General features: G+C 60.2%; 21 protein-coding genes. 7 read left to right on the plus strand and 14 right to left on the minus strand.

What is annotated here, in order from left to right:
• Window positions 1-12 precede the first annotated feature (12 nt).
• The 7 genes from purF to HMPREF2975_RS10935 all read right to left on the minus strand — a co-directional run bounded on the left by purF (window position 13) and on the right by HMPREF2975_RS10935 (window position 9186).
• The gene (gene purF / locus HMPREF2975_RS10905; RefSeq protein WP_070727810.1) at window positions 13-1758 is read right to left on the minus strand and encodes an amidophosphoribosyltransferase; all 1746 of its coding nucleotides are present in this window, start codon (window positions 1756-1758) and stop codon (window positions 13-15) included.
• Window positions 1759-1910: 152 nt separating this feature from the next.
• A complete protein-coding gene (gene mnhG / locus HMPREF2975_RS10910; protein ID WP_058237344.1) occupies window positions 1911-2264 on the minus strand; it encodes a monovalent cation/H(+) antiporter subunit G in 354 nt (117 codons plus the stop codon).
• Window positions 2264-2743, minus strand: coding sequence for an MrpF/PhaF family protein (locus tag HMPREF2975_RS10915; RefSeq protein ID WP_070727812.1), 480 nt, complete (start codon window positions 2741-2743; stop codon window positions 2264-2266). Before HMPREF2975_RS10915 ends, mnhG begins: the two co-directional genes overlap by 1 nt.
• The gene (locus HMPREF2975_RS10920) at window positions 2740-3798 is read right to left on the minus strand and encodes a Na+/H+ antiporter subunit E (RefSeq protein ID WP_070727815.1); all 1059 of its coding nucleotides are present in this window, start codon (window positions 3796-3798) and stop codon (window positions 2740-2742) included. The genes HMPREF2975_RS10915 and HMPREF2975_RS10920 overlap by 4 nt, the downstream gene beginning before the upstream one ends.
• On the minus strand, window positions 3795-5708 hold the full coding sequence (locus HMPREF2975_RS10925; protein ID WP_070727819.1) for a Na+/H+ antiporter subunit D: 1914 nt from the start codon (window positions 5706-5708) through the stop codon (window positions 3795-3797). Before HMPREF2975_RS10925 ends, HMPREF2975_RS10920 begins: the two co-directional genes overlap by 4 nt.
• Window positions 5705-6223, minus strand: a complete 519-nt coding sequence (locus HMPREF2975_RS10930; RefSeq protein WP_070727822.1) for a Na(+)/H(+) antiporter subunit C — start codon at window positions 6221-6223, stop codon at window positions 5705-5707. Before HMPREF2975_RS10930 ends, HMPREF2975_RS10925 begins: the two co-directional genes overlap by 4 nt.
• Window positions 6223-9186 (minus strand): Na+/H+ antiporter subunit A, encoded by a 2964-nt coding sequence (locus HMPREF2975_RS10935; RefSeq protein WP_070727826.1) that lies wholly within the window; start codon window positions 9184-9186, stop codon window positions 6223-6225. The genes HMPREF2975_RS10930 and HMPREF2975_RS10935 overlap by 1 nt, the downstream gene beginning before the upstream one ends.
• 254 nt (window positions 9187-9440) lie before the next feature.
• Here HMPREF2975_RS10935 and HMPREF2975_RS10940 point away from each other — a divergent pair, with 254 nt between their 5' ends.
• Window positions 9441-11732 (plus strand): (Fe-S)-binding protein, encoded by a 2292-nt coding sequence (locus tag HMPREF2975_RS10940; protein ID WP_070727827.1) that lies wholly within the window; start codon window positions 9441-9443, stop codon window positions 11730-11732.
• Window positions 11733-11759: 27 nt separating this feature from the next.
• Here the strand turns inward: HMPREF2975_RS10940 and HMPREF2975_RS10945 are convergent, their stop codons facing one another.
• Both HMPREF2975_RS10945 and dcd read right to left on the minus strand, forming a co-directional pair.
• Window positions 11760-13103, minus strand: coding sequence for a hypothetical protein (locus tag HMPREF2975_RS10945; RefSeq protein ID WP_058237350.1), 1344 nt, complete (start codon window positions 13101-13103; stop codon window positions 11760-11762).
• Window positions 13096-13689 carry a dCTP deaminase gene (gene dcd, locus HMPREF2975_RS10950; protein ID WP_058237351.1) on the minus strand — a complete coding sequence of 198 codons (594 nt, stop codon included), beginning with the start codon at window positions 13687-13689 and terminating at the stop codon, window positions 13096-13098. The genes HMPREF2975_RS10945 and dcd overlap by 8 nt, the downstream gene beginning before the upstream one ends.
• A gap of 66 nt (window positions 13690-13755) precedes the next feature.
• Between dcd and HMPREF2975_RS10955 the strand changes: the two genes are divergently transcribed.
• Window positions 13756-14640: an HhH-GPD family protein gene (locus HMPREF2975_RS10955; protein ID WP_070727830.1), complete on the plus strand. Its 885-nt coding sequence runs from the start codon at window positions 13756-13758 to the stop codon at window positions 14638-14640.
• An 86-nt stretch (window positions 14641-14726) separates the two neighbouring features.
• Here the strand turns inward: HMPREF2975_RS10955 and HMPREF2975_RS10960 are convergent, their stop codons facing one another.
• The 3 genes from HMPREF2975_RS10960 to HMPREF2975_RS10970 are packed head-to-tail and all read right to left on the minus strand — an operon-like array spanning window position 14727 to window position 18092.
• Window positions 14727-16154, minus strand: a complete 1428-nt coding sequence (locus HMPREF2975_RS10960) for an ABC transporter permease (protein ID WP_070727833.1) — start codon at window positions 16152-16154, stop codon at window positions 14727-14729.
• Window positions 16151-17059, minus strand: coding sequence for an ABC transporter ATP-binding protein (locus HMPREF2975_RS10965; RefSeq protein WP_083314561.1), 909 nt, complete (start codon window positions 17057-17059; stop codon window positions 16151-16153). Before HMPREF2975_RS10965 ends, HMPREF2975_RS10960 begins: the two co-directional genes overlap by 4 nt.
• A gap of 1 nt (window position 17060) precedes the next feature.
• A complete protein-coding gene (locus tag HMPREF2975_RS10970; RefSeq protein ID WP_070727836.1) occupies window positions 17061-18092 on the minus strand; it encodes an efflux RND transporter periplasmic adaptor subunit in 1032 nt (343 codons plus the stop codon).
• A 454-nt stretch (window positions 18093-18546) separates the two neighbouring features.
• Between HMPREF2975_RS10970 and HMPREF2975_RS10975 the strand changes: the two genes are divergently transcribed.
• The 5 genes from HMPREF2975_RS10975 (at window position 18547) to HMPREF2975_RS10995 (ending at window position 23423) form a co-directional block, all read left to right on the plus strand.
• Window positions 18547-19308 (plus strand): hypothetical protein, encoded by a 762-nt coding sequence (locus HMPREF2975_RS10975; protein ID WP_141757418.1) that lies wholly within the window; start codon window positions 18547-18549, stop codon window positions 19306-19308.
• A gap of 12 nt (window positions 19309-19320) precedes the next feature.
• On the plus strand, window positions 19321-20580 hold the full coding sequence (locus HMPREF2975_RS10980) for an aspartate aminotransferase family protein (protein WP_070727842.1): 1260 nt from the start codon (window positions 19321-19323) through the stop codon (window positions 20578-20580).
• Between the two features lie 176 nt (window positions 20581-20756).
• On the plus strand, window positions 20757-21620 hold the full coding sequence (locus HMPREF2975_RS10985) for a transketolase (protein ID WP_058237357.1): 864 nt from the start codon (window positions 20757-20759) through the stop codon (window positions 21618-21620).
• Window position 21621: 1 nt separating this feature from the next.
• Window positions 21622-22626, plus strand: a complete 1005-nt coding sequence (locus tag HMPREF2975_RS10990; RefSeq protein ID WP_070727845.1) for a transketolase family protein — start codon at window positions 21622-21624, stop codon at window positions 22624-22626.
• 11 nt (window positions 22627-22637) lie between these two features.
• Window positions 22638-23423 (plus strand): hypothetical protein, encoded by a 786-nt coding sequence (locus HMPREF2975_RS10995; protein ID WP_070727851.1) that lies wholly within the window; start codon window positions 22638-22640, stop codon window positions 23421-23423.
• 812 nt (window positions 23424-24235) lie between these two features.
• Here the strand turns inward: HMPREF2975_RS10995 and ald are convergent.
• Together ald and HMPREF2975_RS11005 are read right to left on the minus strand one after the other, a co-directional pair.
• Window positions 24236-25354, minus strand: coding sequence for an alanine dehydrogenase (gene ald / locus HMPREF2975_RS11000; RefSeq protein ID WP_058237360.1), 1119 nt, complete (start codon window positions 25352-25354; stop codon window positions 24236-24238).
• 18 nt (window positions 25355-25372) lie between these two features.
• On the minus strand, window positions 25373-26791 hold the full coding sequence (locus HMPREF2975_RS11005) for an aldehyde dehydrogenase family protein (RefSeq protein ID WP_227469380.1): 1419 nt from the start codon (window positions 26789-26791) through the stop codon (window positions 25373-25375).
• Window positions 26792-26805 lie beyond the last annotated feature (14 nt).

The following is a 26805-nucleotide window of genomic DNA, read 5'->3' on the forward strand; positions in this document are numbered from 1 at the left end:
GTAGCTGTGTGACTAGACCGTTGCGCCCGGCGTGCCGGGGATGGGTGTGCCGCGTGTGACAGGTTCGGGGTACGCGCCGGTGAAACACCCTACGCACAGGTTATCGCCTTGCCCGGTTGCGCGGACCATGCCGGGAAGTGAGAGGTAGGCCAGCGAATCAGCACCAATGGAGCGACAGATTTCGTCCACATCCATCGACGAGGCAATCAGTTCCGCCCTCGTCGGAAAATCAATGCCGAAGAAGCAGGGCCACAGCACCGGCGGCGAGGAGATACGCACATGAACTTCCAGCGCGCCTGCTTCGCGCAGCATACGCACCAACGCGCGCTGAGTGTTCCCGCGCACGATCGAATCGTCGATGACGATGAGTCGTTTGCCGGCGATAACTTCCTTGAGCGGGTTGAGCTTGAGTCGGATACCCAGCTGACGCAGCGACTGCGTGGGCTGGATAAACGTGCGGCCCACATAGGAGTTCTTCACAAGTCCCTGCGCAAAAGGGATGCCTGATTCTTCGGCGTACCCGATCGCAGCGGGTGTTCCCGATTCGGGTGTCGGCATGACCAGGTCAGCCTCGGCCGGATTCTCCTTAGCCAGGATTGCTCCCATTTGCCGACGAGCCGCCACGATCTGACGATCCCCGATCACCGTGTCGGGGCGCGCAAGGTAGACGTATTCAAAGACGCATGTTGCGCTGGCGGCCTGCGCAAACGTGTAGGAACGCACTCCAGAAGAGTCAATGACCACCAGTTCGCCCGGCTTGATTTCTCGCACGAACGAGGCGCCCACCAGATCCAGTGCAGACGTTTCCGAGGCGAGCACCCATCCGCGCGACAGGCGTCCCAGCACGAGTGGGCGGTATCCGTGCGGATCACGCGCACCATACATGGCGTGCTCGTCCATGAACACCAGTGAGAATGCGCCGCGCAGCAGTGGCAGAACCTTGAGCGCGGAGGGCACCAGTGAACCGTGGTCCTCATCGTCGCCGGCTTCCCTGGCCTGGCGTATCGCCTCTGACAGGGCGCCCGGATCGATTTCTCCGGATGCGCGGCGTGCGGCCTGGAATGCGGCTTCAGAAGGGCGGCCGGGCTGCGCGTTGTCTGCTCCTGCGGGCGCGGTATCGGCTTGTGCGGTGGGCGTGGTGGGCTCGGAGCCGAGCGCGGTCCGCGCGGCAGGTTTGGCAGAGGCTGGTGCGGTAGTGGGTGCAGCGGACGTGGCTGCGTCGCCCTCGTCCACATCTTCGACAGCCCCTTCTTCGCCGCGCCACGGGGCGGGCAACCGGTCAGCTTTACCCAGCAGGTCAGTAATGATCGAGGTGTCAGTGGTCGAATTTCGGTCTGCCCGGCGTTCGCCATGACTGATTTCATCGACGAGGGTGCTCAGCGCAGCCGTGTTGATCAGGTTGCCGTTATGTCCTAGCGCGACTGTGCCCCACGGTGTCGGGCCGAGCGTGGGCTGGGCGTTGTGCCAGTTGTCTGCACCGGTGGTGGCGTAGCGGACATGTCCGAGGGCGATGTGTCCACGCAGACCTGTCAGGGTTTGCTCGTTGAACACTTGGTTGACCAGGCCCTGATCCTTGTACACGAGGATGTTGTTACCGTCAGAGGCGGCAATACCCGCCGACTGCTGGCCACGATGCTGCAGCGCGTACAGGCCAAAATATGTCAGGCGTGAAACATCTTCGCCTGGCGCCCACACGCCGAAAACGCCGCAATGGTCGTGTGGATGATCGTCAGTGTCGTCAGGAAGCGACATGCTCATAGTCACGCCTCTACTGTGTCATATCCACTGGTCGCAGAGCCAATCTTCAGACCATGAGATTGCACCCTTTTTAGGACTGTCGGAGCGTGGCTGAAGTTGGCGGGGCGTCATCCCATTCTGAGAGCAGGCCGAGGAAGCTCAACAGGAAACGATCAGGGCGCGTCAATCATCGACGAGGAGGACATGTCATCGGTCAGATCATCGACCAGAAGATGCTCTGAATCCCAATTCCCCGTGAGATAGGTCGCTCGACCCACGAGGTGCGACGACACGGGCGCGGTAATGACCTGCAGGACGAGGACTGCGACGGCGAGCACTGCCCAGCGCCAGTTATGTAATTCGACCGCCATGCCAACGCAGATGAACATCAGTCCGAGCAGCTGAGGTTTTGATGCCGCATGCATGCGCGTGAACAGATCCGGCATGTTGATCAGGCCGATCGCTGCAATCAATGTAAAGGCCACGCCGATAAAGACCAGGATGGCGCCGATCCATTCCATCACCATCAGTGTTCCTCCTGCGTGCCGTGTTCGGGGTCATGCACCAGTTCCAGGTCGTGCGCTGCGTCAACGGCTCCCGTCTGGCGGGCATCGTGCACGCTGCGCTGAGCGTCCTCAGTTTCTTCACGCTGAGCTTCTTCAGCCTGCCGCTCACGTTCAGCTACCTGCTCCTGGGCCTCTTCCTCACTCAGGATGCGCTGCTGGCTGCGGTCGATACGTGTGGCGAAGCGTGAGACCACGACGCCGGACATGAATGCGGTCAGCGCCAGAATGATGAGCAGGACGCTCAGGTCGTAGCGATGCCACCACACGATCATCACGGCGATCATCCCGATTCCCGCGGCCGTCAACACGTCGAATGCGACGGTTCGGTCCAGCAGACCGGGGCCTTTGGCAATGCGGATCGTGGCGAGTACTGCCGCGAGCACGGTCATAAGTCCTGTCAGGGCATGCAGGAGGTCAAGCGCTGAAAAGTCGCCGATCATTGATCCTCCTCACCGCGCGCGCCAGGTTCACCGGCAGTGTCCGAGGCAAAAGCATCACCGGGCTCTTCGGCATTGCCCGAGGCATGGGTATCGCCAGGTTCACCGGCAGTGTCCGAGGCAAAAGCATCACCCAAGCCTTGACCCTCCCCAGACTTCGTCGTTTCTGTTACGTCCAGCCCACGCTCTTCTTCCGGCACGACCTTTGTCAGATCCACCATTCCGGAAATGTCTCCCTGCGTGGCATCGCGCAAAGCCTTCGCGTGATCAACAGTGTCTCGCACATCGTCGCCGTGATTCCTCTGCGTTCCTTCGCCGGATGCGGGTTCCTCATGATGGTCCTCGCCGGTGGGCGTCACCTCACGCAGCGGCGGCTGAGCCTGAGTCGTCTCAACTGTGTCTTCGACGGGAACGCACCTCTCCGAGGCAGTCGGAGATTTCTTGCTCCACGACCAAATCGGCTTCACCGGCAGGTCAATCCCCCACTGCTCCAGGTGCTCGCTGGCTGCAATGGCACGCAGCATGCGTGCTTCCTGAGCGCGAATCGACTCTTTGACCCCGTCGATACCGCCCTGAGCCGGAACGTCAAGCACATGCAGGTACAGCCCGGCTGAAAGCCTGTCCACGCGCAGCACGACGGTCCCTGGCACCAGTGACGTCATTGCTGACTGAATCGTCAGGTGTACCGGGTTCGATGATCGCAGATCGACTCGCACGATCGCATTGTCCACGCGCTTATTGAGCAGCACGACTTTTGACACCTGCAGCCCGGCCACGATGACATCGCGCGTGAAGGTCAGCAGCACCCACAGCACGTACAGCGGACGGATATGCCACAGGCGAGTGATGTGCGGCAGTGGGAACGCCACCTGGACGGCGAGGGCGACCAGCACACCTGAAATAATCGTCAACCAGTCAAAATGTCCAAAGATCAGGCACCACATGATCGTCAGCCACAGCGTCATCGCGATGGAGAGGCGCTTACCCAGAGGGGTGTGGCGTCGTGACACGTGCGGTTCCGGCCCGGCCGGGTTCGACGAGGTTACTGAGGCTGTCATGATCGCCTCCCATCCTGCGATGTACCACCCTGCCCACGCGTTTCGCCACTTTGGTTACCGGCATCTGACTGGCCGCTTTGACCCGATTGTGCATCGCGCCCGGACTGGGCCGAATCCGACTGAGAATCGTGATCCGACTGAGGCGCGTCGCCCTCGCCCTCACTTTGCTGATCTTCAATGGGTGAAGCCGTGGGGTCAGGTGAGGGAACGACCGGCGTGGTGCCGCCCGATTCCGTATCTGACGTGCCGCTACCGCGCCCGTCGCCTCCCAGAACGGCGTTGATGTAGGGCGTGCGTGCCATCTGGTCGCGCGCGCCTTCTTCCACATAATTCCAGATCGGTCCGGACAGTGCGGCCATCGCGATCTGCACGCCGACAAGGACGGCCACGGTTGCCGACATCAGTCGTGAGGTTCCTCCAGACTTCGCTTCCGCTTCAGTCAGCGCGGATCGAGCCACTTCCTGAGAGTGCTGGAGGGAGCTGCGCATAGTGCGCTGGGCTCGGTCAAACTGGCGTGACAGGCGCGACGAGCTATTCGATGACATACCCGGAATGGGCAGAGATGAAGCCAATGCGAGCGGCGCATCATCTTCTGTTTGCCAAAACGCCTGGTGCCACCATTTGATGACGACGTACAGCGTGAGGAACGAGGTGATGATGCCGCCTGCCAGCAGTGCCCATGCGCTGAACGTGCCCGCTTCGACAGATGCCTGCGCCAGGGCGAACTTCCCGATGAAACCGGTCAGGGGCGGAACACCCACCAGGTTGACACCGGCGATGAAGAACATGATCGACACGATGGGGGCGCTCCTGGCAAAACCGGACAGTTTGGCCAGCGATGTCGTTCCCGCTCGTCGTTCGATAAGACCAGCAATCAGGAACAGTGCCGTTTGCACCAGAATGTGGTGGGCTGCGTAGTAAATGACTGCCGCGACACCCACGCGCGAGGAGATCGCCAGGCCCCACATCATGAAGCCGATGTGCGAGACCAGCGTGAAGGACAGCAGACGTTTAATGTCATCCTGGGCAACAGCCCCCAGAATGCCGCCGATCATGGTCGCAATGCCGACGACTGTCAGTATCGGGGCGAAGCGATCACCGGGGAAAAGCAGGACTTCAAGCCTGATCAGCGCGTACACGCCTACCTTCGTCATCAAGCCGGCGAACACTGCCGTCACGGGCGCCGGTGCCGTCGGGTAGGAGTCAGGAAGCCAGGCCTGCAGTGGGAACAACGCTGCCTTGATGCCGAAGGCCACCAGCAGCAGCATGTGGATCATCGTGGCCACGTTCTGATCAATCTCCGGTAGGCGCAACGCCAGTTGCGCCATGTTGACCGTGCCGGTGGCAGCGTAGGTCAATGCGATGCCGGCCAGGAAAATCGACGATGACAGCAGGGAGACGACCACGTACACAGCGCCCGCACGCACTCGCCCTCGCGTGCCGCCCAACATGATCAGGACGAACGAGGCGGCCAGCAGGATCTCAAAACCCACGAACAGGTTGAACAGGTCACCGGTCAAAAATGCGTTAGCCACGCCTGCTGACAGAACCAGGAACGTCGGGAAGTAGATGGCGATCGGCATGTTCGGCTCGTCGTCAGCCAGATTCTGAGCCAGGGAATAGACCAGAACAGCCAGCGTCACGATCTGCGAAACCACCAGAAACGCGCCGGAAACCCGGTCAACGACCAGCGTGATGCCGATGGGAGCAGCCCACGATCCCACGTCGAGCACGACGCGACCGGTGTGCGCCGCACCTGCCAGAACGACCGATGAAACGGTGGTCAGTGACAATGCGACCAAGGCGATGAGCTGTTGAATCTTGGGGTGCCGTGACAGCGCCAGCGCCAGTCCTGCGCTCAGCAGTGGCAGCGCCACGGGAATGGGAACGAGCCAGTCCAGGGAGGTCATGGTCGGGCCTCCTCAGCGTCGTCAACGTCATCAACGCCGTCAGCGTCGTCAGTGCCGTCCGCGTCATCCTCGTCAGATTGGGAATCCTCATCGTAGTTAATGTCTTCGTCCTCATCACCGGAGGAGGCCACATCCTGAGCCTCGGTAATTTCAGCTTCGGTGCGGCGCGCCAGCAGGCGGTCTTCCACATCATCGACCACTTCATCGTGTCCGAGCAGTCGCCAGGAGCGGTACGCCAGTGCCAGGCCGAAAGCAGTGGTGCCCAACGAGAGCACGATGGAGGTGAGGATCATAGCCTGCGGCAGTGGATCAGCCATTGCCGTCGGGTCTTCACTGCCCAGCAGGGGTGGGCGTCCGGCTGCTCCACCGCCGGACAAAATCAAGACATTCACGCCGTGTGTGATCAGGCTCAGGCCGATGAAGATACGTGACAGGGTGCGCTCAAGCAGCAAGTACACGCCCGTGGCCACCAAAACTCCGGCAATCACCAGCATCGTCAGGGAAGCAACGCTCATCAGTGTTTCCTCCCTGTCTTTTGCTGTGAAATCGGGGTCGGAGCCTGCTGATCGATTTCAGCACCGGCCGAGGCCACCAGGTCCAGCACCAGGCCGACCACCAGGATGTACACGCCGACATCCAGGATCATGGCGGTGGTGAAGTGAATGTCGCCCAGCACGCCGACGTCAATGGTCAGCGGCGTGGATTGGAGCACCGAGTTGCCATACAGCAATGGCATCAGCGCACCGCCGGCAGCCACGAACAGGCCCGTGCCCAGGACGCGGCCCGCTGGAATCGGGATCGCTTCAGCCAACTCATAACGCCCACCTGCCAGGTAGCGCAGGACAAAAGCCAGGCCTGCGACCACACCGCCAGAGAAGCCACCACCCGGATTATTGTGACCGATCAGCAGCAGCCACAACGACACGACAATCATGGTCGGGAACAGCAGGCGGGTCACTACTTCCAGAACAGTTGAGCGATCCTGGGAACGCAGGGCGGGTGCTGCAGGCAGGAAAGAGGTGGACTCCCTCGTCAAGTCACGCGGGGCACGCTCCACCCGTCCGACACGTGAGGACACGTAGATCAGCGAGGCGACACCTGTTGCCGTGACCAGCAGGACTGACAGCTCACCAACCGTGTCCCAAGCGCGGATATCCACCAGGATCACGTTGACGATGTTCTCGCCGTAGCCGAATTCGGAGGCCTCGTTAGGCATCAGCTCCGACACTGCGGAGTGGACGCGCGCAGACGAGGCATACAGCCCAACAAACACAGTGCCGATCCCCATGAGCAGGGCGACGATGAAACGCCACCAGCGTGAACGTGCCAGCGGCCTGTCGGAGAAGAAGCGTGGGAGGCGGCGCAGCACGAGCACGAAAATCACCATCGACACCGATTCAACAACGATCTGCGTCAATGCCAGGTCAGGTGCGCCCTGCGATGCATACAGCACCGCCACACCTAGGCCCACGCCACCGAGCGCGAAGACGGCACGCATGCGTCGCCTGGAGCGGGCGGTGAGCAGAGCACAGATGATGATGACAATACCGATGCCGACCTGCAGTATGGAGTCCCACGGACGGATGACGTAGGTGCTGGGTCGGAAGATCAACACCGCAGAGCCCACACCGATCAGCATTGTCACGACGATTGTCGACAGGTCCCAGGGCAGCGAACCGCGCTGGATAAGTCGGGTGACGCGTGTTGCGATTATTTCCAGTTCACGCACCGACCAGGAGTAGATGTAAATGGCGGACAGCGGGGAGCGTGGCTTGGGTGAGATCAGCCCACTCGAATATCCAAACGCTGCCAGCAGCGCGCCACCTGCGAAAATGGCGAGTGTGATCAGTGCCGGTTCCCAGCCCGACCACCAGGCCACGTGTACCGAGCCGTCCAGGTCATACGCCCCGTGTAGTCTGAGCACGTCTTCCAGCCCGGTCGGCGCCAGCCCGATCAGTGCGCCGAGGGAAAGCAGGCAAATCGGGGTCAGCATCAACAACGGGACGGGTTTGACGCGCACCAGCTGACCGTTCGCATCGACCTCAGGGGCTGATTTCTGGGTCACAGCAGCTGATCCTTCGGTGTTTTTCTTCTGCTCGGTCGGGGTCAGTGTGCGCGTCCCGAATGCGCCCCACCATGCGCGCCATGAGTATGCGACAGTCAGCATCGATCCGATTGCGATCACGGCAAGAACAATGAGGTCAAATAGGGTTGGCCCCGAGTATGCGGCCTGCGCCCCCGTCCACGGCGCTCCTGAACCTCCCAAAAGGGTGGAGATCATGGATTCTTTGCCGACATATCCCACTGTGATGGGAACACCCGCCATTGACAGGCATGCCAGCGCGGCAGCTACGGCAAGCACGGGAAGGCGTCGCGCCAGACCGGTCAGACGGCGAAGATCGCGCGTGCCGGTCGAGGATTCAACCGCACCGACTGTCAGGAACAGCGTGGATTTGAAGCACGAGTGTGCGATCAGCATGATCAGTCCCGCCACCATTGCGCCGTGACTGCCGAACCCGACTGTCGCTGTGATCAGCCCCAGTTGCGAGACGGTACCGAATGCCAACACAAGTTTGAGGTCTGTTTGACGCAGTGCGCGCCACCCGCCCAGAACCATCGTGATCAGTCCAATAGTCACGATCAGCGGGGACCATAAAGCGATGTGGGTTGCACCGGGTGTCAGGCGGGCAACCAGGTACACACCTGCTTTGACCATTGCCGCCGCGTGCAGGTATGCGGACACAGGTGTGGGTGCAGCCATCGCGCCGGGCAGCCAGAAGTGAGCAGGGAAGAGCGCGCTCTTTGTGAATGCGCCGAGCAGGACGAGGACAGCCGCGGTCGCCACAAGCGGCGATCCGGCATCCATCGTGCCGTCGGCCAGGTTCGCGGCCAGCTCGGACAGGCGGAAGGAGCCACCGGGAGCCAGGCCCCACATGACGAAGCCTGCGAACATGGCCAGTGAGCCTGATGTGGTGATCAGCAGTGCCTGCCGGGCTGCAGCTCGTGCGGGCCGGCGGTCAAAGTGGTGTCCGATCAGCAGGAATGACAAAAGCGATGTGGCTTCCCAGAAGGTGTATAGGCCCATCGTGTGATCAACGGTGACCACGCCGAGCATGGCTCCGGCAAAGCCGACAAAGACTGCTGCGAATCGCCCGCTTCCAACCGCTGAGTGCCCAAAATACCGTGACGAGTACAGCAGGACGAGGGCGCCCACGCCCCCCACGATCATCGTCATCAGCCACGACAGCATGTCCATGCGGAACCAGATGTCCAGATCCAGTCCCGGAACCCACATCACGTGTTCAGCTGGAATCGTGTCAGCATTGCCCGACAACACCTGGGAGGTATGGACCAGTGCCCACACGAATGCTGATCCTGGCACCAGGGCCAACAACATGAACGCAGTGCGATGCAATCGCCCGACAAGCCACGGCGCTACAATTGCCGCGCATATATGCGCGGCAAGCAGCGTAATCATTCAGGACCTCCGCAGCGGTCGTCGTTCTCAGCGGGCAGATGGGCGCCGTGCGCGGGGCAAGCACACAGGTACGTCCCGCATTTACGAACGGTCACTTCTAGGATAATGCACCTGCTGATAATCTGCGTGCCCTGTCCAAAAGGCCTCAGCCACGGGCAGAGCTGATCGGTCGCATGCGCGAGGGGCTCTGCGTGAGAGGATAATGAGACACATCAGGATCAACAGACCGATCATTCCAGGAGGAAAAAACTCACATGGCCTCTCCCGTCATCGTCACGGTTTCATGGGTTTTCGCCTGGCTGGTCACTCTGATTGCCCTGGTGTCGCTAGGCCGAGGCATCGCCCATCTGGTTCGCCAGTTCTCACAGGGCCAGCCGGATCACACGAGGATGCGTCCTGTCGGGAAACGCCTGTGGACGATGCTCTCCACGATCATCACGCACCGCGAGTTCACACACAAACCAATCGTGAAAGTCGCGCACTGGTTTGTCATGGTCTCCTTCCCCCTGCTTTTCCTGACCTTGATCAGTGGCTATGCGCATCTGCGCAACCCTCGCTGGTCGCTGCCGCTGATCGGCACGTGGGCGCCGTGGCAATGGCTCGTCGATATTTTTGCATGGGCCGGGTTGCTGGCGATCATCGTGTTGATGGTGATCCGTTACCGGAGCGAACACCGCCCCAAGCCGCTTCCGGCCGACACACCATTGCGTAAGCGCACGTCCCGTTTCTTCGGTTCGACCCGCTGGCAGGCCCTTTTCGTTGAATGGGTCATTGTCATCGTGTGCGGGTGCGTGGTGGTGTTGCGCGGATTGGAGGCCGCCCTCGTCGTTGCTGATGGAGGCGATGCGTCGTGGTGGCACTATCCGCTGACCGGTTGGATTGGATCGTTGGCGTCCTCGGCGGCTCCTTCCACGCTCGCCACGGCAATTGTGCTGGTCAGTCTGCTGAAGATTCTTGTGTCGATGCTGTGGATGATCGTGATCGGCGTGCAGACGTCAATGGGTGTGGCATGGCACCGCTTCCTCGCCATCATCAACCTGTATGCGCGGCGCAACGCCGACGGCGCGAAGTCACTGGGGCCGGCAGCACCGATGCTCGTTGATGGCGAGCCGCTCACTGACCTGGACCGCCTCGACGACCTGCCTGATGACGTGCCGCTCGGCGTGGGAACCGCGCTGGACCTGACGTGGAAGCAGCGTCTGGACCTGTATTCGTGTACCGAATGCGGCCGCTGCCAGGAATTGTGTCCGGCGTGGAACACGGAAAAACCGCTGTCGCCTAAGCTGCTCGTCCTGGCGTTGCGCGACCATGTGGAATCTGTTTCCCGCGTGGAACTGACCGACATGGACGTGCCTGAGGAGATTGATCCGGGCGAAGACAAGACCCTGATCGAAAAGGGCGTCCTTCCCTCCCCGCACACCAGCGACGTCCTGCATGCCTTGTCGTCCTCCGGTGCGACCGGTCCGCTTGGGGTGCGCGACACCGACGGGCCGCTCGTTCCCGACGTCATTGACGAGGGTGTCCTGTGGGACTGCACGATGTGTGGTGCGTGTGTGGATCAATGCCCGGTCGATATTGAACACGTTGACGACATCTTGAATCTGCGACGCCACCGGGTGTTGATGGAGTCAGCATTCCCACGCGACCTGGCGCGTCCGTTCCGCGGGATGGAAATGAAGGGGAATCCGTATAACCAGTCGGCTCGCAAGCGCATGGAGTGGGCGAAGAACCTGGACTTCGACGTGCCGGTGATTGGAGAGGATATTGACTCTGCCGATGACGTGGAGTACGTGCTGTGGGTCGGATGCGCGGGTGCGTACGATGATCGTGCGAAAAAGACCACTGCCGCGCTGGCGGAATTGCTGCACACCGCTGGCGTGACGTTCGGGGTGCTTGGATCGGCTGAGTCGTGTACTGGGGATCCGGCGCGCCGTGCGGGCAATGAAATCTTGTTCCAGATGCTGGCGAGCGCCGCCATTGACACGTTGAACGAGGCTCACGCGAGGAAGATTGTGGTGACGTGCGCTCACTGCTTCAACACGATTGCCGGAGAGTTCCCGCAGCTGGGCGGTACTTTCGAAGTGATCCACCATACGCAGTTGCTGAACCGTCTGGTGCGCGAGAACAGGCTCACTCCCCTGCCGCCCGCACCCGGCGAGCAGCATCAGACGATTACGTATCACGATCCCTGCTTCCTGGGCAGGCACAACCGTATCTTTGAGGCGCCGCGCGATCTGCTGGGATCACTGCCGAGTGTGGACATGGTGGAGATGCCGCGCAATCGCGAGCGCGCACTGTGCTGTGGTGCAGGTGGCGCGCGGGCGTGGATGGAGGAAACACGTGGCACGCGCATTGCGGATAACCGCATGGATGAGGCGCGTGAAACCGGAGCACACGTCGTGGCAACTGCGTGCCCCTACTGCTCGCAGATGCTGGGATCGGCGCACGGTGAGAATATGCCTGAAGTCAAGGACGTTGCCGTGTTGCTGCTCGAGGGCGTCCACCGCCACCGCGATGCAGCCGGAGACGACGGCACCATCACCTAGCACCAGTGGAACAGGTCTGCAGATGTGTTAGTCGCCCTGGTCGCTCATGGCGACCAGGAAGTCATCCTCGTCAACCACGAAGCCACCCACTGCGGAGACGATCAATCCGGCGGCGCGCTCAATGTCGCGTGCCGAGCGTGCCCGCTCAAGCCTGGCTGTCCGGGTGAGCATATTCGTCGGCGCATGCACTTTCAGATCCGCATGGTTCAACCAGTGCAGCCTGTAGCAGATCACCGACTGTGATTCCCATATTTCCCAGCGCAGGACTCGAGGAATGTCGCGCGTGACGGTGACTTCGCAGGAAAACTCAGACCGGTTACCAGCCGGCGCGACCAGGCAGTAACCGTCAAGCACCTGGTCGCGGGTTGCCGCCTCGGCTCGGTCGCGTTTGAGTCTCTGAGCGATGTCTTCTCTCAATGCCGGCGTTGAGCTCTGGATCGCGCGCGCAGCTTCAACTTCACGCTGTGTCAGGCGGCGCTGCTGCCTGACACCCAATTCCCGCGAGTCAACCACCGTTGGGAAATCCCTGTGCAGCAGCTCCATCAGTTCATCGGGGTCCAGCCAGCGCCTCGAATACAGGGTCAGCCCCACTGCCGAATCCGGGTCAGGCTGAATGACATCACCGGACGTGTCGGTCGCGATGCGCAGCGCACCACCCAGGCGTCGAGCCATGCGATACAGGACCAGCAAGACTTTGTACTCCAGTCCTATCGGCATGCCGTCTGGGAATGCGCGCGCCCACCTGTCACGCTCTTTCATGTCCTCATCTGGAGCTTTCCCACGTGACGCGGGACAATTCAGGATCCACGCACGCGTCAGGTCCGCGCCCGATCCAAGCTCGGCGCGAGTCGCCGCATCCACGCTCCACGGGCCATTGAGCCGCGCGGACTGGCACAGCGTCAAGTTTCCTGCCCCGGCCCATCCGGCGTCATCCCACACAGAAATTGCCAGCGCTTCGAGTTCTTCGGGGTCGACCTCCGGGCTGAGCAACAGCACATGGTGCTCACGCGCACTGTCCACGTCGAGTGGGTGCGGGTCCTCCAGGCGTGTCAGCGGCGCACTGATCGGTGCTCCCGAGTCATCGCGGGCCGCGCGGCCCCCCTCGTCAATGCGGAACGAATCCGTCAAAACGTTCAGGCCGCTCAGCGCCGTCAATGACGTGTCAGCCAGAAGGCTGGGTGCCTCGCGCTGCGCGGCCCGTTCACTTTCGGTCGCGTCGGCAGCCTCCCCCTGCTGCTCTGCACGCTTTTCAACACGGCGGTCCGCCTGGGCGAAGCGGTCATGAATTGAAATGCGCGTGGGTTGGCCAGGCGCAGTGTTGTGCGACGAGGGTGCCTCTGCGCCACTGTCAGGTGATGACGTGTCAGTCATCAGCCCCACGCTCAATTCTGGTGCGCGTAAAGCGCACATGCGTGCGGGACGGGGTCGGCCCGCGTTGGCCCTGATAGTGGGAGCCGGCCGCAGCTGATCCGTACGGGTTCTTCGCGGGCGAGGACAGATCAAAGAAACACAACTGTCCGACCTTCATGCCGGGGTGCAGCAAAATCGGCATCGTCGCTGTGTTCGACAGCTCCAAGGTCACATGGCCACAAAATCCGGGGTCAATGAACCCTGCAGTCGAGTGCGTCAGCAATCCGAGCCGGCCCAGCGACGATTTGCCTTCCAGGCGCGCGGCGATGTCATCAGCCAGGGTGACCTGTTCGTAGGTGGCTCCCAACACAAACTCGCCGGGATGCAGCACGAACGGGTCGTCCGGTCCCACATCAATCAGATGTGTCAGGTCTGACTGGTCGGCCGCCGGATCGATCACCGAATAGCGGTGGTTGTTGAACAGGCGGAAGAGTCGGTCGAGGCGTACGTCGATACTGGCGGGCTGAATCATCGAGCGGTCAAGCGGATCGAGATTGATCCGCCCCGAATCCAGGCTGGCAGCAATGTCACGGTCACTCAGGAGCATGTGTTGATTGTCCCACGTCGGCGCCCCAGCTCCAACTGAACGGCAACTTGCCCGTAGGCTGTAGTCATGTTTGACGCGGTAACGACCTGGTACAGGCACAATCGGCGTGACCTTCCGATGCGTTCTGACCATGTCAGCCCGTGGGCCACCCTGGTTTTTGAAGTGATGAGCCAGCAGACCCCGATACCGCGGGTCCAGCCGATCTGGGAGCGGTGGATGGAACGCTGGCCCACGCCTGTTGATCTGGCCCGTGCCAGGCGCTCCGATGTTCTGGTGGCGTGGGACCACCTGGGCTACCCGTCGCGAGCCCTGCGTCTGCATGCATGCGCTCAGGTGATCGCCAACCGCCCCGGTTCCCGTGTCCCGGCCGATATGGATGCCCTGCTGGAACTGCCGGGAATCGGCCCCTACACCGCTTCAGCTGTCGCATCCTTCTCCTTCCACCAACGTGTCCCTGTATTGGACACCAACATTCGTCGGGTCCTCACCCGAGTCTTTGACGGCCGCCAGTTCGCCCGCAAATCGGCTCCTTCACGGGCCGAACGTGAGCGCGCATGGTCATTGCTTCCGGACGAGGGCGACGCTTGCGCCTTGTGGAACGTGGCCATCATGGAGCTTGGCGCACTGGTGTGTACGCAGCGCGCACCGCTGTGCGATCAATGCCCGATCAGTGAGCGGTGCCGATGGCTTGCTGACGGTCAGCCTGCCGATGCGGTCAAACCGCGCGGCCAGGCGTGGGCGGGAACCGACCGTCAGGCTCGTGGCCGCGTCATGGCGCTGCTGCGTGATGCTCACGCTTCTTCAGCGGAGCGCGTCGGCCGCGATGCAGTCATTGAAGCGGCCACCTTGCCCGGCGCTCCAGCCGACCAGGCAGTGCAAGTGGTGGATGCCCTCGTCAATGACGGGTTGATCGAAGTGGATCGACGCGGAACGTATGGCCTGCCTGACTAGAGCGCTGACCGCCCATTAGAGGGCCGCATAAAGCCCGCTCTTGCGGTCAGGACGGCCTGCGCAGAAGGCAGTCCCTTGGTAGCTGATTAGTAGCGAATCGCGTCGATCGGGCGCACCCGGATGGCTGCCACTGCCGGAATAATGCCGCACAGAGCGCCAACTGCAGATGCGATCCCGACGCCGGCGGCGGCCGCGGAAGTGGGGAACGCCGGTCGGTCCTGCAATATGATGTCCATTGACTCGAGCGGAATGAACTGCAGGATCACGATCGCAATGCCTACCCCGATTATGCCTGCAACAAAGGTCGCGACCACTGATTCCATGAACACGGCGAAGAAAACTCTGCCGGCCGAGGCACCCATTGCGCGTCGGATGCCGATTTCCCGGATACGTTGACGCACCGTCACGATCGCCACGTTCAGCAAGCCCAATGCGCCCAGGGAGATGACGATCGCGCCGATGATCATGACTATCAGGCGCAGCGTCTGAGTCTGATCCTGCACACTTTCGAACTGCTCGCCGCCACTCACATCCACGCGCCAGCCCTGACCCAGAATCGCACTCAGTGCTGCGGGTAGTTCGGTGCGTGCCTGGTCAACCTGGTCTTCACCGCTCCACACCAGCATCGTCGGAAAACCTCCGATGCCTCCTGCCATTGTCGGGTCGGCCGTGTCCTGTGGTTTGGTCAGCTGCCAGGCGTCGTAGTGCATGTAGATGATGGGCTGATCCCAGGCGGATTTCGCCCTGACCACTCCGACTACACGCAGCTGCTGTGTCTGCTTGCCGGTCACGTTCAGCACAATCGGGTCAGCAATGTTGGGCTTGCCCAGGTATTCCCACAAAATACTGTTGATAACAACAGGGCTGACCCGCTGGTTGATGTCACTGTCCTGCAGCCAGCGTCCCTGCACCGGCTTCAGGCGGAACAGCACCTGATAATTCGGATCCACCGCCTGCAGTGCCAATCCTCCAAATCCGTATTTAGGCTCCACAACCGGAACCCCGCGGAACGACCCGGTTTGCTGGGCTCGATCGACTTCTTCGATCTGAATGGGGGAATCTTCCAGTCGTGACCAGTACGGAATTGAGAAGCGGTCCGCCAGCGTTTTCATGGCGGTAGACACCGGGTCGGCCACGATACCGGTCGCCTGATCGGACCAGCCCATCTGGTCCTGGTCTTCCGGCTCAGTTGAATCCGGTGCCGCGTCTTCGGCATACGCCACGGCGCCACCGCTTCCCACGACCATGCCGCCACCAGGTGGCGCGCCCGCAGTGTCGCCACCGCCGTCTCCGGTTTTTTGCGGCATGAGCCGCAGCGTAATATCCCGGCCGTTGAACGCTTCATTCATTTCCTTGTCCGCCTGCCCGACGATGTCACCCAACGCAATTACCGTTGACATGGCGGCAACAGCTGCCACGACACCCACCAGGGAGAGGATCACGCGCGCTTTCTGCACGCGCACCTCACCCCACGCTTCGACGAGTGCGCCCACAATCTGGCTCAGGATCCTCATGGCGTCACCTCATTTCCACGGGGTTCCCCGTCCTCCGTGACGGTCACTTCCTCAATGGTGGCTGTGTCTGTTTCTTCGTCGCACAGTTCAGGCGCGGCCGAAGCCTCACCCTCGTTGCTCATTGACATGTCCGATGGCGACTGGGGTGTCTGATCGTGCCCTGTATCCTGCGACATGACGGGCACCCCGTCTGAAACGGCGGCAACGGTGTGCTCAGACAAATCGTCAACATCGTGCAGGATGCCGTCGTAGAGGGAATACGCGCGGCTCGCTCGCGCCGCCACATTCATGTCGTGCGTAATGACGATCAGGGCGGCATTGTTTTCCGCAGCCACGTCTTCGAGCAGTTCCATAATGATGCGGCCGGTATGCGGGTCCAGTGCGCCCGTCGGCTCGTCGGCCAGAATGACGCGCGGCGTGCGCACCAAAGCGCGCGCAATGGCGATACGTTGCTGCTCACCGCCCGACATCTGCGTGGGATAGGAGTCAAGGCGGTCACCCAAGCCAACCCGCTCGAGCATGTCAGCCGCCAGGTTGCGACGGTTCCAGAACTGACGGCCTGCCGCATACAGCAACGGGACTTCCACGTTCTGCAGCGCTGTTCGAGCATTGAAAATGTTGAACTGCTGAAAGACAAAGCCGAAGGATGATCCTCGAAGTGCTGATCGTTTCCCCTCGCCCAGGCCCGATGTATCAACACCGTCGATGCTGTAGGTCCCACTGGTCGGCTTGTCCAACAGTCCAATAATGTTGAGCAGCGTGGATTTGCCGGTTCCTGATCGCCCCACGATGGAGACGTGGTCGCCAGGCTCCACAGTCAGATTGACACCCCTGAGGATGTGGAGATCATCCCCATCGGGCAGCGTGACTGTCCGTGTGACGTCATGAATGTCGAGCAGTGCCACGTCAGCACCCTTCACCGGTCATCGGGTCACACATGTCCTGTTCCTGCTGCTGGCCTGGGATGAATTCGAGAACTTCCTGATCCTCGGTCAGGCCCTCGACGATCTGCACGCGTTTGCCGTCAGTGATTCCCAGCTTGACTTCCACCTTCGTCGGGTTCGCCGGATCATCTGTCGGCATGTAGACGTAGCCGTTCTGGAAGCGTCCCTCAACTGCGGTTGCGGGCAGCGTCATCACGTCAGCTGCTTCACCGGCAACCACATCCATCGTCACCTGCAGGCCGGCAAACACCTTCTGGTCACCGGGAATGGTGCACGTGGCGCGAATGCCTGACTGAGTTGAACCTGAATTGCCATCCATCTTGGGGACAGACCCGGAATCCTGTCCCGATGCCTTGGGCGTATCGATACGAAGCCCCGTGCATTCGAACGGTGCCGGACCGTTCTTGATCGTGATCGTCGCCTTTTCAGGTGTTTGCTGCATCCGGTACATCTGGTCGGGTGTGAGGCTCGCGCTGGCAACAAAGGTAGGCGGCTGAATGGAGCCGATCGGATCCCCCACGTTGAACTGCTGTTCAACCAGCGCATTCAAGGCGAGCGCACCGTCTGCCGGCGCATAGACCACTTCGCTCTTCCAATACTTTTCACCCGGGATGACGGTCGGATTGCCTTCTTCATCGACGCCCTGCTGGTCTTCACCCGTTTCTTCGCGTTGAATCAGCAGAATCGGATCGCCTTTGGCAACGTTTTGGCCATCTTGCACGTACACCTCAGTCACTTCGCCCATCATGGTGGCTTTCACCGACGTGGCGGCGACCGGTTCGATCGTGCCTTCCAGCGACAGCGTGTTCGTGATCGTGCCCTTTTCGGGCAGAACTGTCATCTGTCCGTATTGCGCGCCAGGATCCAGCGCGTCACCCTCGGGCTTGTTGGCCGAGGGGAAGAATGCGAACTTCACGAATGCGACGGCGATTACCACCCACGCCAGGACTTTGATGATTGAAAGCACCAACGCGCCTTTGGACCGGCCTGCCATATATCCTCCTTGAGACTTGGCACGTCAGCCTCGGCTCAAGATCCCCGTGGCGTTGGTGCGCATCATGACGAAACTGAGTGTAGAACGCGCGGAGGATCACCCTCGAACATTCTGCGACCCCCCGCCCAAAATCAGGGTTTTTTCAGGGACGGCTCAGGGATAAGGTGACGCCACGGTCACACACAGCGTCCGTGAGCGGTCGCGCCCGGCGACCTCGTACCCACCAGCACCCGCGCGCACCCGTCGCGGAAAATTCGTCAACTTTTTATTTTCAACTTGCCGTGCCGAGGGCGCCCGGCAGTGTAATCTGAAACGAAGCGGCATTGAGTTCCCACTCATTCCACGGTGGGGGCTTGCCGCAGACGCCCTCGAACATGCGACAACTGGATACAAGACCTCCTGTGCTAGGAAGTCGTCAGGAATGGGCCTGAGTGATTTCAACGATGAGGTGACTATGACTAATCAGCAGAAAGTGAAGGCGGCGGTTTATCTTCACGCTGTCTTGCGAAATATTGAGCAGCTGTGCGAGCTCGACTCGCGCGCACGCTCCATCGTGGCGAACTCTGATACGAGTGTCGATTTCCACATCCCCGGTATTCAACCACTGACTTTGATCTTCGACCACGGATCCTGCACCGCAACGACCGAGCCAAAAACAAAGCCGACGATTTCACTGGTGTTTGCATCATCCAAGCACTTCAACGGCATGATTGACGGGAAAGCGAACCCGATCCCAATCAAGGGCTTCACTCATATCAAGTTCCTGACGGACGAGTTCACGCAGATCACCGATCGGCTCACGGAGTTCTTGCGCCCCACACCCGAAGCTCTCAAGGACCCGGAATTCTCACGAATTTCAACGATCCTGACGGCCAACGTCGCCTTTTCCGCGCTCGGCCCGATCGCCCGCTATGACGATCACGGTAAGAAGAACGCGGGGCGCATCCCCGATGGCAACATTCTGGTCCACGTTGAGGACGGCCCCGAACTGACGATCCATGCCGAGGGCGGCGCGCTGAGCTTGAGCCAGGGCCGGATCCGCCCCATCAGCGCACTGATGTCGTTCGATTCGATTGAGACAGCTCAGGGCATTTTGAGCGGTGAGCTCGACTCATTTGCGTGCCTGGGGAAGAGTCGCCTGAAGATTCGAGGGCGAATCGCCATGATCGACAATCTCAACAAGCTGCTGGGCCAAGTCCAGACATATCTGGCGTAGGAGGAGCACCCGATGAACACATATGAATACCCCAAGAGCCACGAGCTGTTCGACCGCGCCACGAAGGTGATTCCCGCCGGCATCTACGGACACCTCGGCCCCTCCGAAGGTTGCTTCATTCCGATCGAGGACTACCCGTTCTACGCTGATCACGCCCAGGATTCCTACATCTGGGACGTGGACGGGAACCGCTTCATTGACTACATGTGTGCGTACGGCCCCAACGTACTGGGCTACAACCATCCAAAAGTCAACGAAGCCTTCATCAAGCAGCTTGAGCAGGGCAACTGCACAACGCTTCCGACCACCCGCATGATCGAACTTGCTGAACTGCTGGTCGATGAGGTCGCCAGCGCCGACTGGGCGTTCTTCGCCAAGAACGGTGGCGACGTGACGAATATGGCGGTCCTGACCGCGCGCGCCGCAACCGGGCGTGACAAGATCATCCGCTTCTTCGGTGGCTACCACGGCGTGGCGCAGTGGATGCAGTACGTTGGGTACGCCGGCATCACCGACGCTGACCTCGCCAACGTCATTGACCTGCCGTTCAACGATATCGACGCCCTCGAAAAGACGATCGCGAAGTATCCGAACCAGATCGCCGGCATCATTTCCACGCCGTACTACCACCCCACGTTCGTGGACAATGAGCTTCCGGCACCGGGATACTGGCAGAAAGTTCGCGAGCTGTGCGACAAGCACGGCATCGTGCTGATTATCGACGACGTGCGATGCGGTTTCCGCCTGGACGAACGAGGCAGCGACTACCACTACGGTTTCAAGGCTGATCTGATTTGCTTCTGCAAGGCTCTGGCCAATGGGTTCAACATTTCCGCGCTGTGCGGATCTGACGAGCTTAAAGCCGCAGCTTCCTCCGTGTTCTACACAGGCAGCTACTGGTTGTCGGCAGCACCGATGGCTGCCGCGATCGAATGCCTGACAATCATGAAGGAAATCGACGGTGCCACGGTCATGAAAGATAAAGGTCGCAAGTTGACCGAAGGCTTAAAGAAGGTCGCTGAGGAAGAAGGCTACAAACTGGTCGTGACCGGTGAGCCGTCCATGTGGTTCATGCGCCTAGATAATGACCCATCGTCAATGCTGCACCAGGCGTTCGTCGGCAACTGCGTCAAACGCGGAGTCTTCTTCACCAACCACCACAACCACTTCATCAACTGCTCACTGACCGATGAGGACATTGAGTTCACGTGGGACGTTGCAAGAGAAGCATTCAAGGAACTGCATACCCAGGAAGATGAGTTGATCCTGTAGGCAAGCCCATCGGCGCGGACAGACGCGGCCCGCCTGGCCATGCAGCCAGCACCCGCCCACCTGTCCGCACCGGCGGCCTGTCTTCAGAAACACCTGATCTTCACCCGTTTACCTGCACGTCTGAGGCAGGCGTGCAGACTGACAGCACATATGAGAAAAGTAGTAAAGGAGCTACGATGCCCGTATCACTAGACGAGCTCAAGCGACTCGAGGATAAAGCAAATTTCCTGCGTCACGATATCGTCGATACCGTTTACCACGCGCACTCCGGCCACCTCGGCGGCGCACTCTCCATGATCGATGCAGTCACAGTGTTGTATTACCACGTGATGAACATTGATCCGAAGAATGCCAAGTGGGAGGATCGTGACCGTTTCGTCATGTCGAAGGGGCACGCAGGAATCGGATTCGTCACGGTTCTGGCCGACCTGGGATTCGTTGACCACGACGAGCTGAAGACCTTCAACCTGACAGGATCAAAACTCGGCATCCACCTGGACTGCAACAAGGTCAACGGCCTGGATGCCTCCACCGGATCGCTCGGCCACGGCCTGTCGATCGCGCTGGGTATGGGTCTGGCGGCAACGCAGCTCAAGAAAGATTTCATGACCTACTGCATGCTCGGTGACGGCGAATGCAACGAGGGGTCGATCTGGGAAGCCGCAATGGCGATCGCCAACTACAACGCGCACAACGTTGTCGTGATGGTGGACCGCAACAAGGCCATGATTGACGGCCCGACCGAGGACGTCATGAAGCTCGAGCCCTTTGCCGACAAGTGGACAGCCTTCGGTTTCAACACACTGAGCATTGATGGTCACGATCACGCAGCCATCATCGACGCCCTCGAAACGGCGAAGAACACAACAGACAAGCCCACCTGCATCGTGCTGAACACGGTGAAAGGCCAGGGTGTTGATTTCGCTGCCGGTGACTACAAGTGGCACTACGGCGCAATCAACGACGAGCTGCGCGATCAGGCGTTCGCCAGCCTCGACAAGTATCACGCCGAACGTCTAGCCAAGTTGGAGGAGAAGTAAGATGGCAGGCCTTGTTTACACCAGTATTGACACCACGAAACTGTCAACCGCTGAAGTTTACGGCGCGATGCTGTCCAAACTTGGCGAAGACGATCCCAGGATTGTTGTTCTGACCGCTGATCTGGCCAAATCCACCAAGATCGGCACGTTCATGGAATCATTCCCAGATCGCTTCTACAACCTGGGCATCGCTGAGCAGAACATGTACGGCGTGGCGGCCGGCATGGCGAGCTGCGGACTGATTCCGTTCACATCCTCGTTCGCGATCTTCAACTCGTGCCGCGCCCTTGACCAGGTGCACACCGATATCTGCTATCAGAACCTCAACGTCAAGATGATTGGCTCCCACGCGGGCACCTCGTTCGGCCAGGCCGGTTCCACGCACCACTCGATCGAGGACATCGCGATCATGAGGTCGCTGGCGAACCTGACCGTGCTGGTACCTGCTGACGGTATGGAGACTGCGAACGCAGTCAAGGCCGCTTACGAGATGGAAGGCCCGGTCTACATCCGCATCAACCGCGGATTCGACCAGATCGTGTACCGCGAGGCAGACTACGGCTACGAGATCGGCAAGGCTGTTCAGCTTGCCGACGGCTCCGACGCGACGATCATTGCGTGTGGCTGCACAGTCTTCTCTGCGGTTCAAGCAGCCCGCGAACTGGCCGCTGACGGCGTGAAGGTGCGCGTGTTGGACATGCACACGATCAAGCCGCTGGACGAGGAAGCGGTACGCAAAGCCATTCACGACACTCGACGCATCATCACCGTGGAAGATCACTCGATCATCGGTGGTCTGGGCGGCGCGGTCTCAGAGGTCATCGCATCTGCCGGTATGGGCTGCGCGTTCAAGCGTCTGGGCATTCCGGACCAGTTCTCCCCCATTGGCCTGCAGGAAGACCTGATGGCCTACCACGGTATCGATACTGCCGGCGTCGTCACAGCGGTCCATGAACTGCTCAAGATGGACTTCGAAGAAAACGACGACTGGGCAGATGAGATTTAGGGCGACACTCCATGGATAAAGAAGCTATTTACACTGCGAAGATCTTCCTGAACAGTGCGATCCCCTTGCTGAAAGTCATCATCGAGGAGACCTCACTGCACAAGATGTTCGCCAAGAAGACCGGTATCGTCCAGTTTTCCTTCCCGCACGAGGGCGACAAGTGGGCTACTCATCTCGTTTTCGACGAGGGTGACATCTCGGTGAAGCTTGGACCCAGTGAGGACGAACCGACTGTGGAGTTGGCGTTCAACGATATCGATCACTTCAACGCCTTCTTCAAAGGCACGTCGATGAAGTTACCGCAGTTCCGTCACGTGCATCACCTGAACTGGGTTGTTCCCGTAGTCATGGGGTTGCTCAAGATGCAGAAACTGCTCAGCGCTTCGGAGCCGCCGGCTGATGAGGAAACCAAGGCACTGATGGTCAAGCTCATGTTCTACCTGCTGCCGTCGGGTATCAGCCAGCTCAATAAGGCTGGACACCCGGAGGTGGCGAAATGGGCGAAGATGTCACCTGACCGTGTCTACGCCCTGGTGGTAGATGGCCGCGATGACCTGGCTGGCTACATCCGTGTCAAGGCGGGCAAGACCCGTTCTGCGCGCGGCGCATACAAGCGGTCGCAGCCCTTCTTCACGATGCGCTTCACCGACCTGGATGCGGCGCTCGGCGTGTTGTTGCAGACAGCGGACATGTTGGCGTTGACTGCACAGAAGCGTCTGATCATGGAAGGTGCGCCGGAGTTCGGTGCTCAGATCGGTGATTTCATGATGCTGGTCGGGCAGTACGCCCAAAAGTAGCCGCACGCTCAGGCTCGGCTGAGCAGCTGCTCTGTCCAGTCGAGACGGGCCCGTCAATAAGCTGTAGCCCGGCCGGGCTGCTCCTAACGCCTGAGTTGCACGAGGTGCCGGTGTTCGGATCATTCCGAACGCCGGCACCACTGCGTTGAGACCGCTTATCTGTTCATGTGACGCGCACGAGGCTCCAGATCGAAGCCGTTTTATGCACGAAGCCTTAGATTTAAGCCCTCGTAGTGCACATTCCCCTAGAATTAAGCCCTCGTAGTGCACATTCCCCTAGATTTAAACCCTCGTAGTGCACATTCCCCTAGATTTAAACCCCCGTAGTGCACATTCCCCTAGAATTAAACCCTCATAGTGCACATTCCCCTAGATTAACCGCGCTCCCCGACGCCCGCGATCACACTCACCCTCTCTGACCTGCAGGTTTGCAAATCGTCTCATGAGAACTCCGTTCTTTTCTAGGGGTATGTGCACGCAGGGCGCTTAGATCTAGGGGTATGTGCACGCAGGGCGCTTAGATCTAGGGGATTGTGCACGTGGGCCTCTTAAATCTAGGGGCATGTGCGCGCGGTGCCTTGAGATGTTGGCGGTCGTTCGCGCAGTGCGTTGAGATTCATGGGGGCGCGTACGCGAGCCTCGAAAATCTAGGTGCTCGTGCAGGCACAGTCGCTTAGGCGAGGCCTTCGTGCGAGCCGACCCGGCATGATCTATTACGTGTTCGTCCACACTCATACATAGAAAGGGGCGGGTGTGCGGACGCTTCTGCGCCCGCACACCCGCCCGGCTGGAACCGTGAAGGTGGAATCCTCTTACGCTCCGACGATCTCCTCCGCGCTGGCACATTCCATGTCGAATGCCTCGGCAACGCCGGGGAAGGTGATCTTCCCGTCGAAGGTGTTCAGACCCTGACGCAGCGCCACATCATCGGCCAGAGCCTTCTTCCATCCCTTGTCCGCAATCGCATGGATATAGGGCAAGGTGGCGTTGGTCAGTGCCTGCGTCGAAGACACCGGGACAGTGCCCGGCATGTTCGTCACACAGTAGAACGTGGTGTCGTGCACCCTGAAGGTGGGCTCCTCATGAGTGGTGGGGTGTGAATCCTCGAAACAGCCACCCTGGTCAATGGCGATATCAACCAGAACAGATCCCGGCTGCATTGACGCAACCATCTCATTGGTCACTAGCTTGGGAGCTTTCGAACCTGGGATCAGAACCGAGCCGACCACCACGTCGGACTTCTTGATCAGGCGCGAAATTTCCAGCGGCGTGGAATAACGCGTGCACACGCGCCCTTCCCAGTGGTTCGTGATCTGGCGCAGCTTGTCGATATTGTTGTCGACAACCGTAACATCCGCGCCCAGTCCCACTGCGCCCGCAGCGGCGTTGATTCCGGCGGTGCCGCCACCGATGACCAGTACGTGTGCATCTTCCACGCCGGTCACTCCGCCCATCAGGACGCCTTTGCCCCCATGCGGCTTCTGAAGGAAATACGAGCCGACCTGGGGCGCCAACCGCCCAGCGATCTCTGACATCGGAATCAGCAGCGGCAAACGGCCGTCAGGCAAACGCACCGTCTCGTACGCAATGCCAACCGCTTTAGCTCCCAGCAGCGCATCCGTGCCGGGCTTGTCCGCAGCCAGGTGTAGGTAGGTGAAAACGATCTGGCCTTCACGGATATGACCGTACTCAGATTCGATCGGTTCTTTGACTTTCACGATCATGTCGGACTGTGCCCACACCTCGTCGGCACCGTCAACGATGGTGGCGCCCACCGCGGCATAATCCTCATCGGAAATTGCAGATCCGACACCCGCGCCCGCCTGAACCAGGACTTCGTGGCCGCCGTGCACAAGTGCAGAGACGCCACTCGGGGTCATTGAAACTCGGAATTCGTTGTTCTTCGCTTCGGTTGGAATTCCTACGCGCATTGAAACCTCCCTTGTGTGTTAACCCAGTATCTTTTTGAGGAATGAGAAGGACTTGGAATCATAGGGGTGGTGCCGCACCGGAATGTCGAAGCACCAGCTCTTATGCAGCACCGTTCGCTCGTGGCTCAGGGTTTTGAAGCCCGAGGCCCCGTGGTAGTTGCCCATGCCGGAGTTCCCGACTCCGCCAAAGGGCGCTTTTGTTGAGGACATGTGCAGCAACGTGTCATTGATGCACACGCCGCCGCTGGATATCGCCTCGACAACGCGCTGAGCAAAGCGCTTCTTCCTGGTGAAGATATACAGCGCCAAAGGCTTGTCGCGATCCTGGTAGTCCGTCAGCACGTCCTCAATATCCGTGAACTCCTTGATCGGCAAGATGGGACCGAAGATTTCTTCCTGCATGACGGGGCTGTCCCATTCGGGGTCGTCGACCAACACCGGGATGATCTGCTGCGTATCCTCCAGCGTCACATCGGCCGGCTTGGCGTCGAGCGACTTCGACGTGATCAGGCGCTGCCCTTCCAGCAATCCGGACAGACGCTTGAAATGCTTGGGGTGAATCACCTTGGCGAAGGAGTTGCGACGATACTCCTCGGTCGGCAATGCGCTGTCGATCCCCCGCCTCAGCGCCTCGATCAGTTGGTCCTTGACGTCGCGGTGAACATACACGAAATCGACGCCCACACAGGTCTGCCCGCCGTTGGTCAGCTTGCCGAACAGGATTCGCTTCGCTGTCTTTTCGATGTCAGCGGTCTTGTCGACAAAGCACGGGGACTTGCCGCCCAGCTCCAGGACGACGGGCGTGAGGTGCTCCGCCGCGGCGCGCATCACCACTTTGCCGACGTTCGGGGAGCCGGTGAAGAAAATAAAGTCGAATTTTTCATCCAGCAGTGCCGAGTTCTCCTTGCGTCCACCTTCGATGACGCTCACGTAGCCGTCCTCGAAAATCTCCTTGCACATCTGCCGGATGAGGCGGGATGTGGCCGGCGAGTAGGCGGACGGTTTGATGACCACGGTATTGCCCGCTGCGATCGCCGCGGCGAGGGGACACATCGTCAGCTGGAAGGGATAGTTCCACGGACTCATCACCAGTGCCACGCCAAATGGTTCATACGTCACGGACAGCACGCCGGGCATCTGCGAAAGCGCGGGAATCTTGTAGTGCGGCGCTGCCATGCATGACAGGTGCCGGCGCATGAACTTGATTTCGTCCAGGACCAGCGAAATCTCCGTCATGAAGCTTTCGGTGTCCGACTTGTTGAGGTCAGCGTGCAGCGCATCCAGAATGTCACGTTCGTGGGCGCGTACTGATTTTTCAAATGCGGCCAGCGTGCGTTTGCGGTAGCTGAGGTCACGGGTTTTCCCAGTGAAGAAGAACTCCCGTGAGCGCGTGACTGCCTCGCGGATTTCCTCTTGTTTTGTGCGTGCCATATCCATCCTCTGGTACTCAT

Origin of the sequence: Actinomyces sp. HMSC065F12 (assembly GCF_001814535.1) — a bacterium.
In the GTDB taxonomy this organism is placed as follows: domain Bacteria; phylum Actinomycetota; class Actinomycetes; order Actinomycetales; family Actinomycetaceae; genus Pauljensenia; species Pauljensenia radingae_A.

Bases quoted from the DNA above. Each gene is read 5' to 3' on its own strand.
- HMPREF2975_RS10960 (WP_070727833.1), bottom strand. From the start codon at position 16,154: ATGAGGATCCTGAGCCAGATTGTGGGCGCACTCGTCGAAGCGTGGGGT.
- HMPREF2975_RS10940 (WP_070727827.1), top strand. From the start codon at position 9,441: ATGGCCTCTCCCGTCATCGTCACGGTTTCATGGGTTTTCGCCTGGCTG.
- HMPREF2975_RS10995 (WP_070727851.1), top strand. From the start codon at position 22,638: ATGGATAAAGAAGCTATTTACACTGCGAAGATCTTCCTGAACAGTGCG.
- HMPREF2975_RS10925 (WP_070727819.1), bottom strand. From the start codon at position 5,708: ATGACCTCCCTGGACTGGCTCGTTCCCATTCCCGTGGCGCTGCCACTG.
- HMPREF2975_RS10955 (WP_070727830.1), top strand. From the start codon at position 13,756: ATGTTTGACGCGGTAACGACCTGGTACAGGCACAATCGGCGTGACCTT.
- ald (WP_058237360.1), bottom strand. From the start codon at position 25,354: ATGCGCGTAGGAATTCCAACCGAAGCGAAGAACAACGAATTCCGAGTT.
- dcd (WP_058237351.1), bottom strand. From the start codon at position 13,689: ATGCTCCTGAGTGACCGTGACATTGCTGCCAGCCTGGATTCGGGGCGG.
- HMPREF2975_RS10915 (WP_070727812.1), bottom strand. From the start codon at position 2,743: ATGATCGGCGACTTTTCAGCGCTTGACCTCCTGCATGCCCTGACAGGA.
- HMPREF2975_RS10990 (WP_070727845.1), top strand. From the start codon at position 21,622: ATGGCAGGCCTTGTTTACACCAGTATTGACACCACGAAACTGTCAACC.
- HMPREF2975_RS10980 (WP_070727842.1), top strand. From the start codon at position 19,321: ATGAACACATATGAATACCCCAAGAGCCACGAGCTGTTCGACCGCGCC.
- HMPREF2975_RS10920 (WP_070727815.1), bottom strand. From the start codon at position 3,798: ATGACAGCCTCAGTAACCTCGTCGAACCCGGCCGGGCCGGAACCGCAC.
- HMPREF2975_RS10930 (WP_070727822.1), bottom strand. From the start codon at position 6,223: ATGAGCGTTGCTTCCCTGACGATGCTGGTGATTGCCGGAGTTTTGGTG.
- purF (WP_070727810.1), bottom strand. From the start codon at position 1,758: ATGAGCATGTCGCTTCCTGACGACACTGACGATCATCCACACGACCAT.
- HMPREF2975_RS10945 (WP_058237350.1), bottom strand. From the start codon at position 13,103: ATGACTGACACGTCATCACCTGACAGTGGCGCAGAGGCACCCTCGTCG.
- HMPREF2975_RS10935 (WP_070727826.1), bottom strand. From the start codon at position 9,186: ATGATTACGCTGCTTGCCGCGCATATATGCGCGGCAATTGTAGCGCCG.
- HMPREF2975_RS10985 (WP_058237357.1), top strand. From the start codon at position 20,757: ATGCCCGTATCACTAGACGAGCTCAAGCGACTCGAGGATAAAGCAAAT.
- HMPREF2975_RS11005 (WP_227469380.1), bottom strand. From the start codon at position 26,791: ATGGATATGGCACGCACAAAACAAGAGGAAATCCGCGAGGCAGTCACG.
- mnhG (WP_058237344.1), bottom strand. From the start codon at position 2,264: ATGGTGATGGAATGGATCGGCGCCATCCTGGTCTTTATCGGCGTGGCC.
- HMPREF2975_RS10975 (WP_141757418.1), top strand. From the start codon at position 18,547: ATGACTAATCAGCAGAAAGTGAAGGCGGCGGTTTATCTTCACGCTGTC.
- HMPREF2975_RS10970 (WP_070727836.1), bottom strand. From the start codon at position 18,092: ATGGCAGGCCGGTCCAAAGGCGCGTTGGTGCTTTCAATCATCAAAGTC.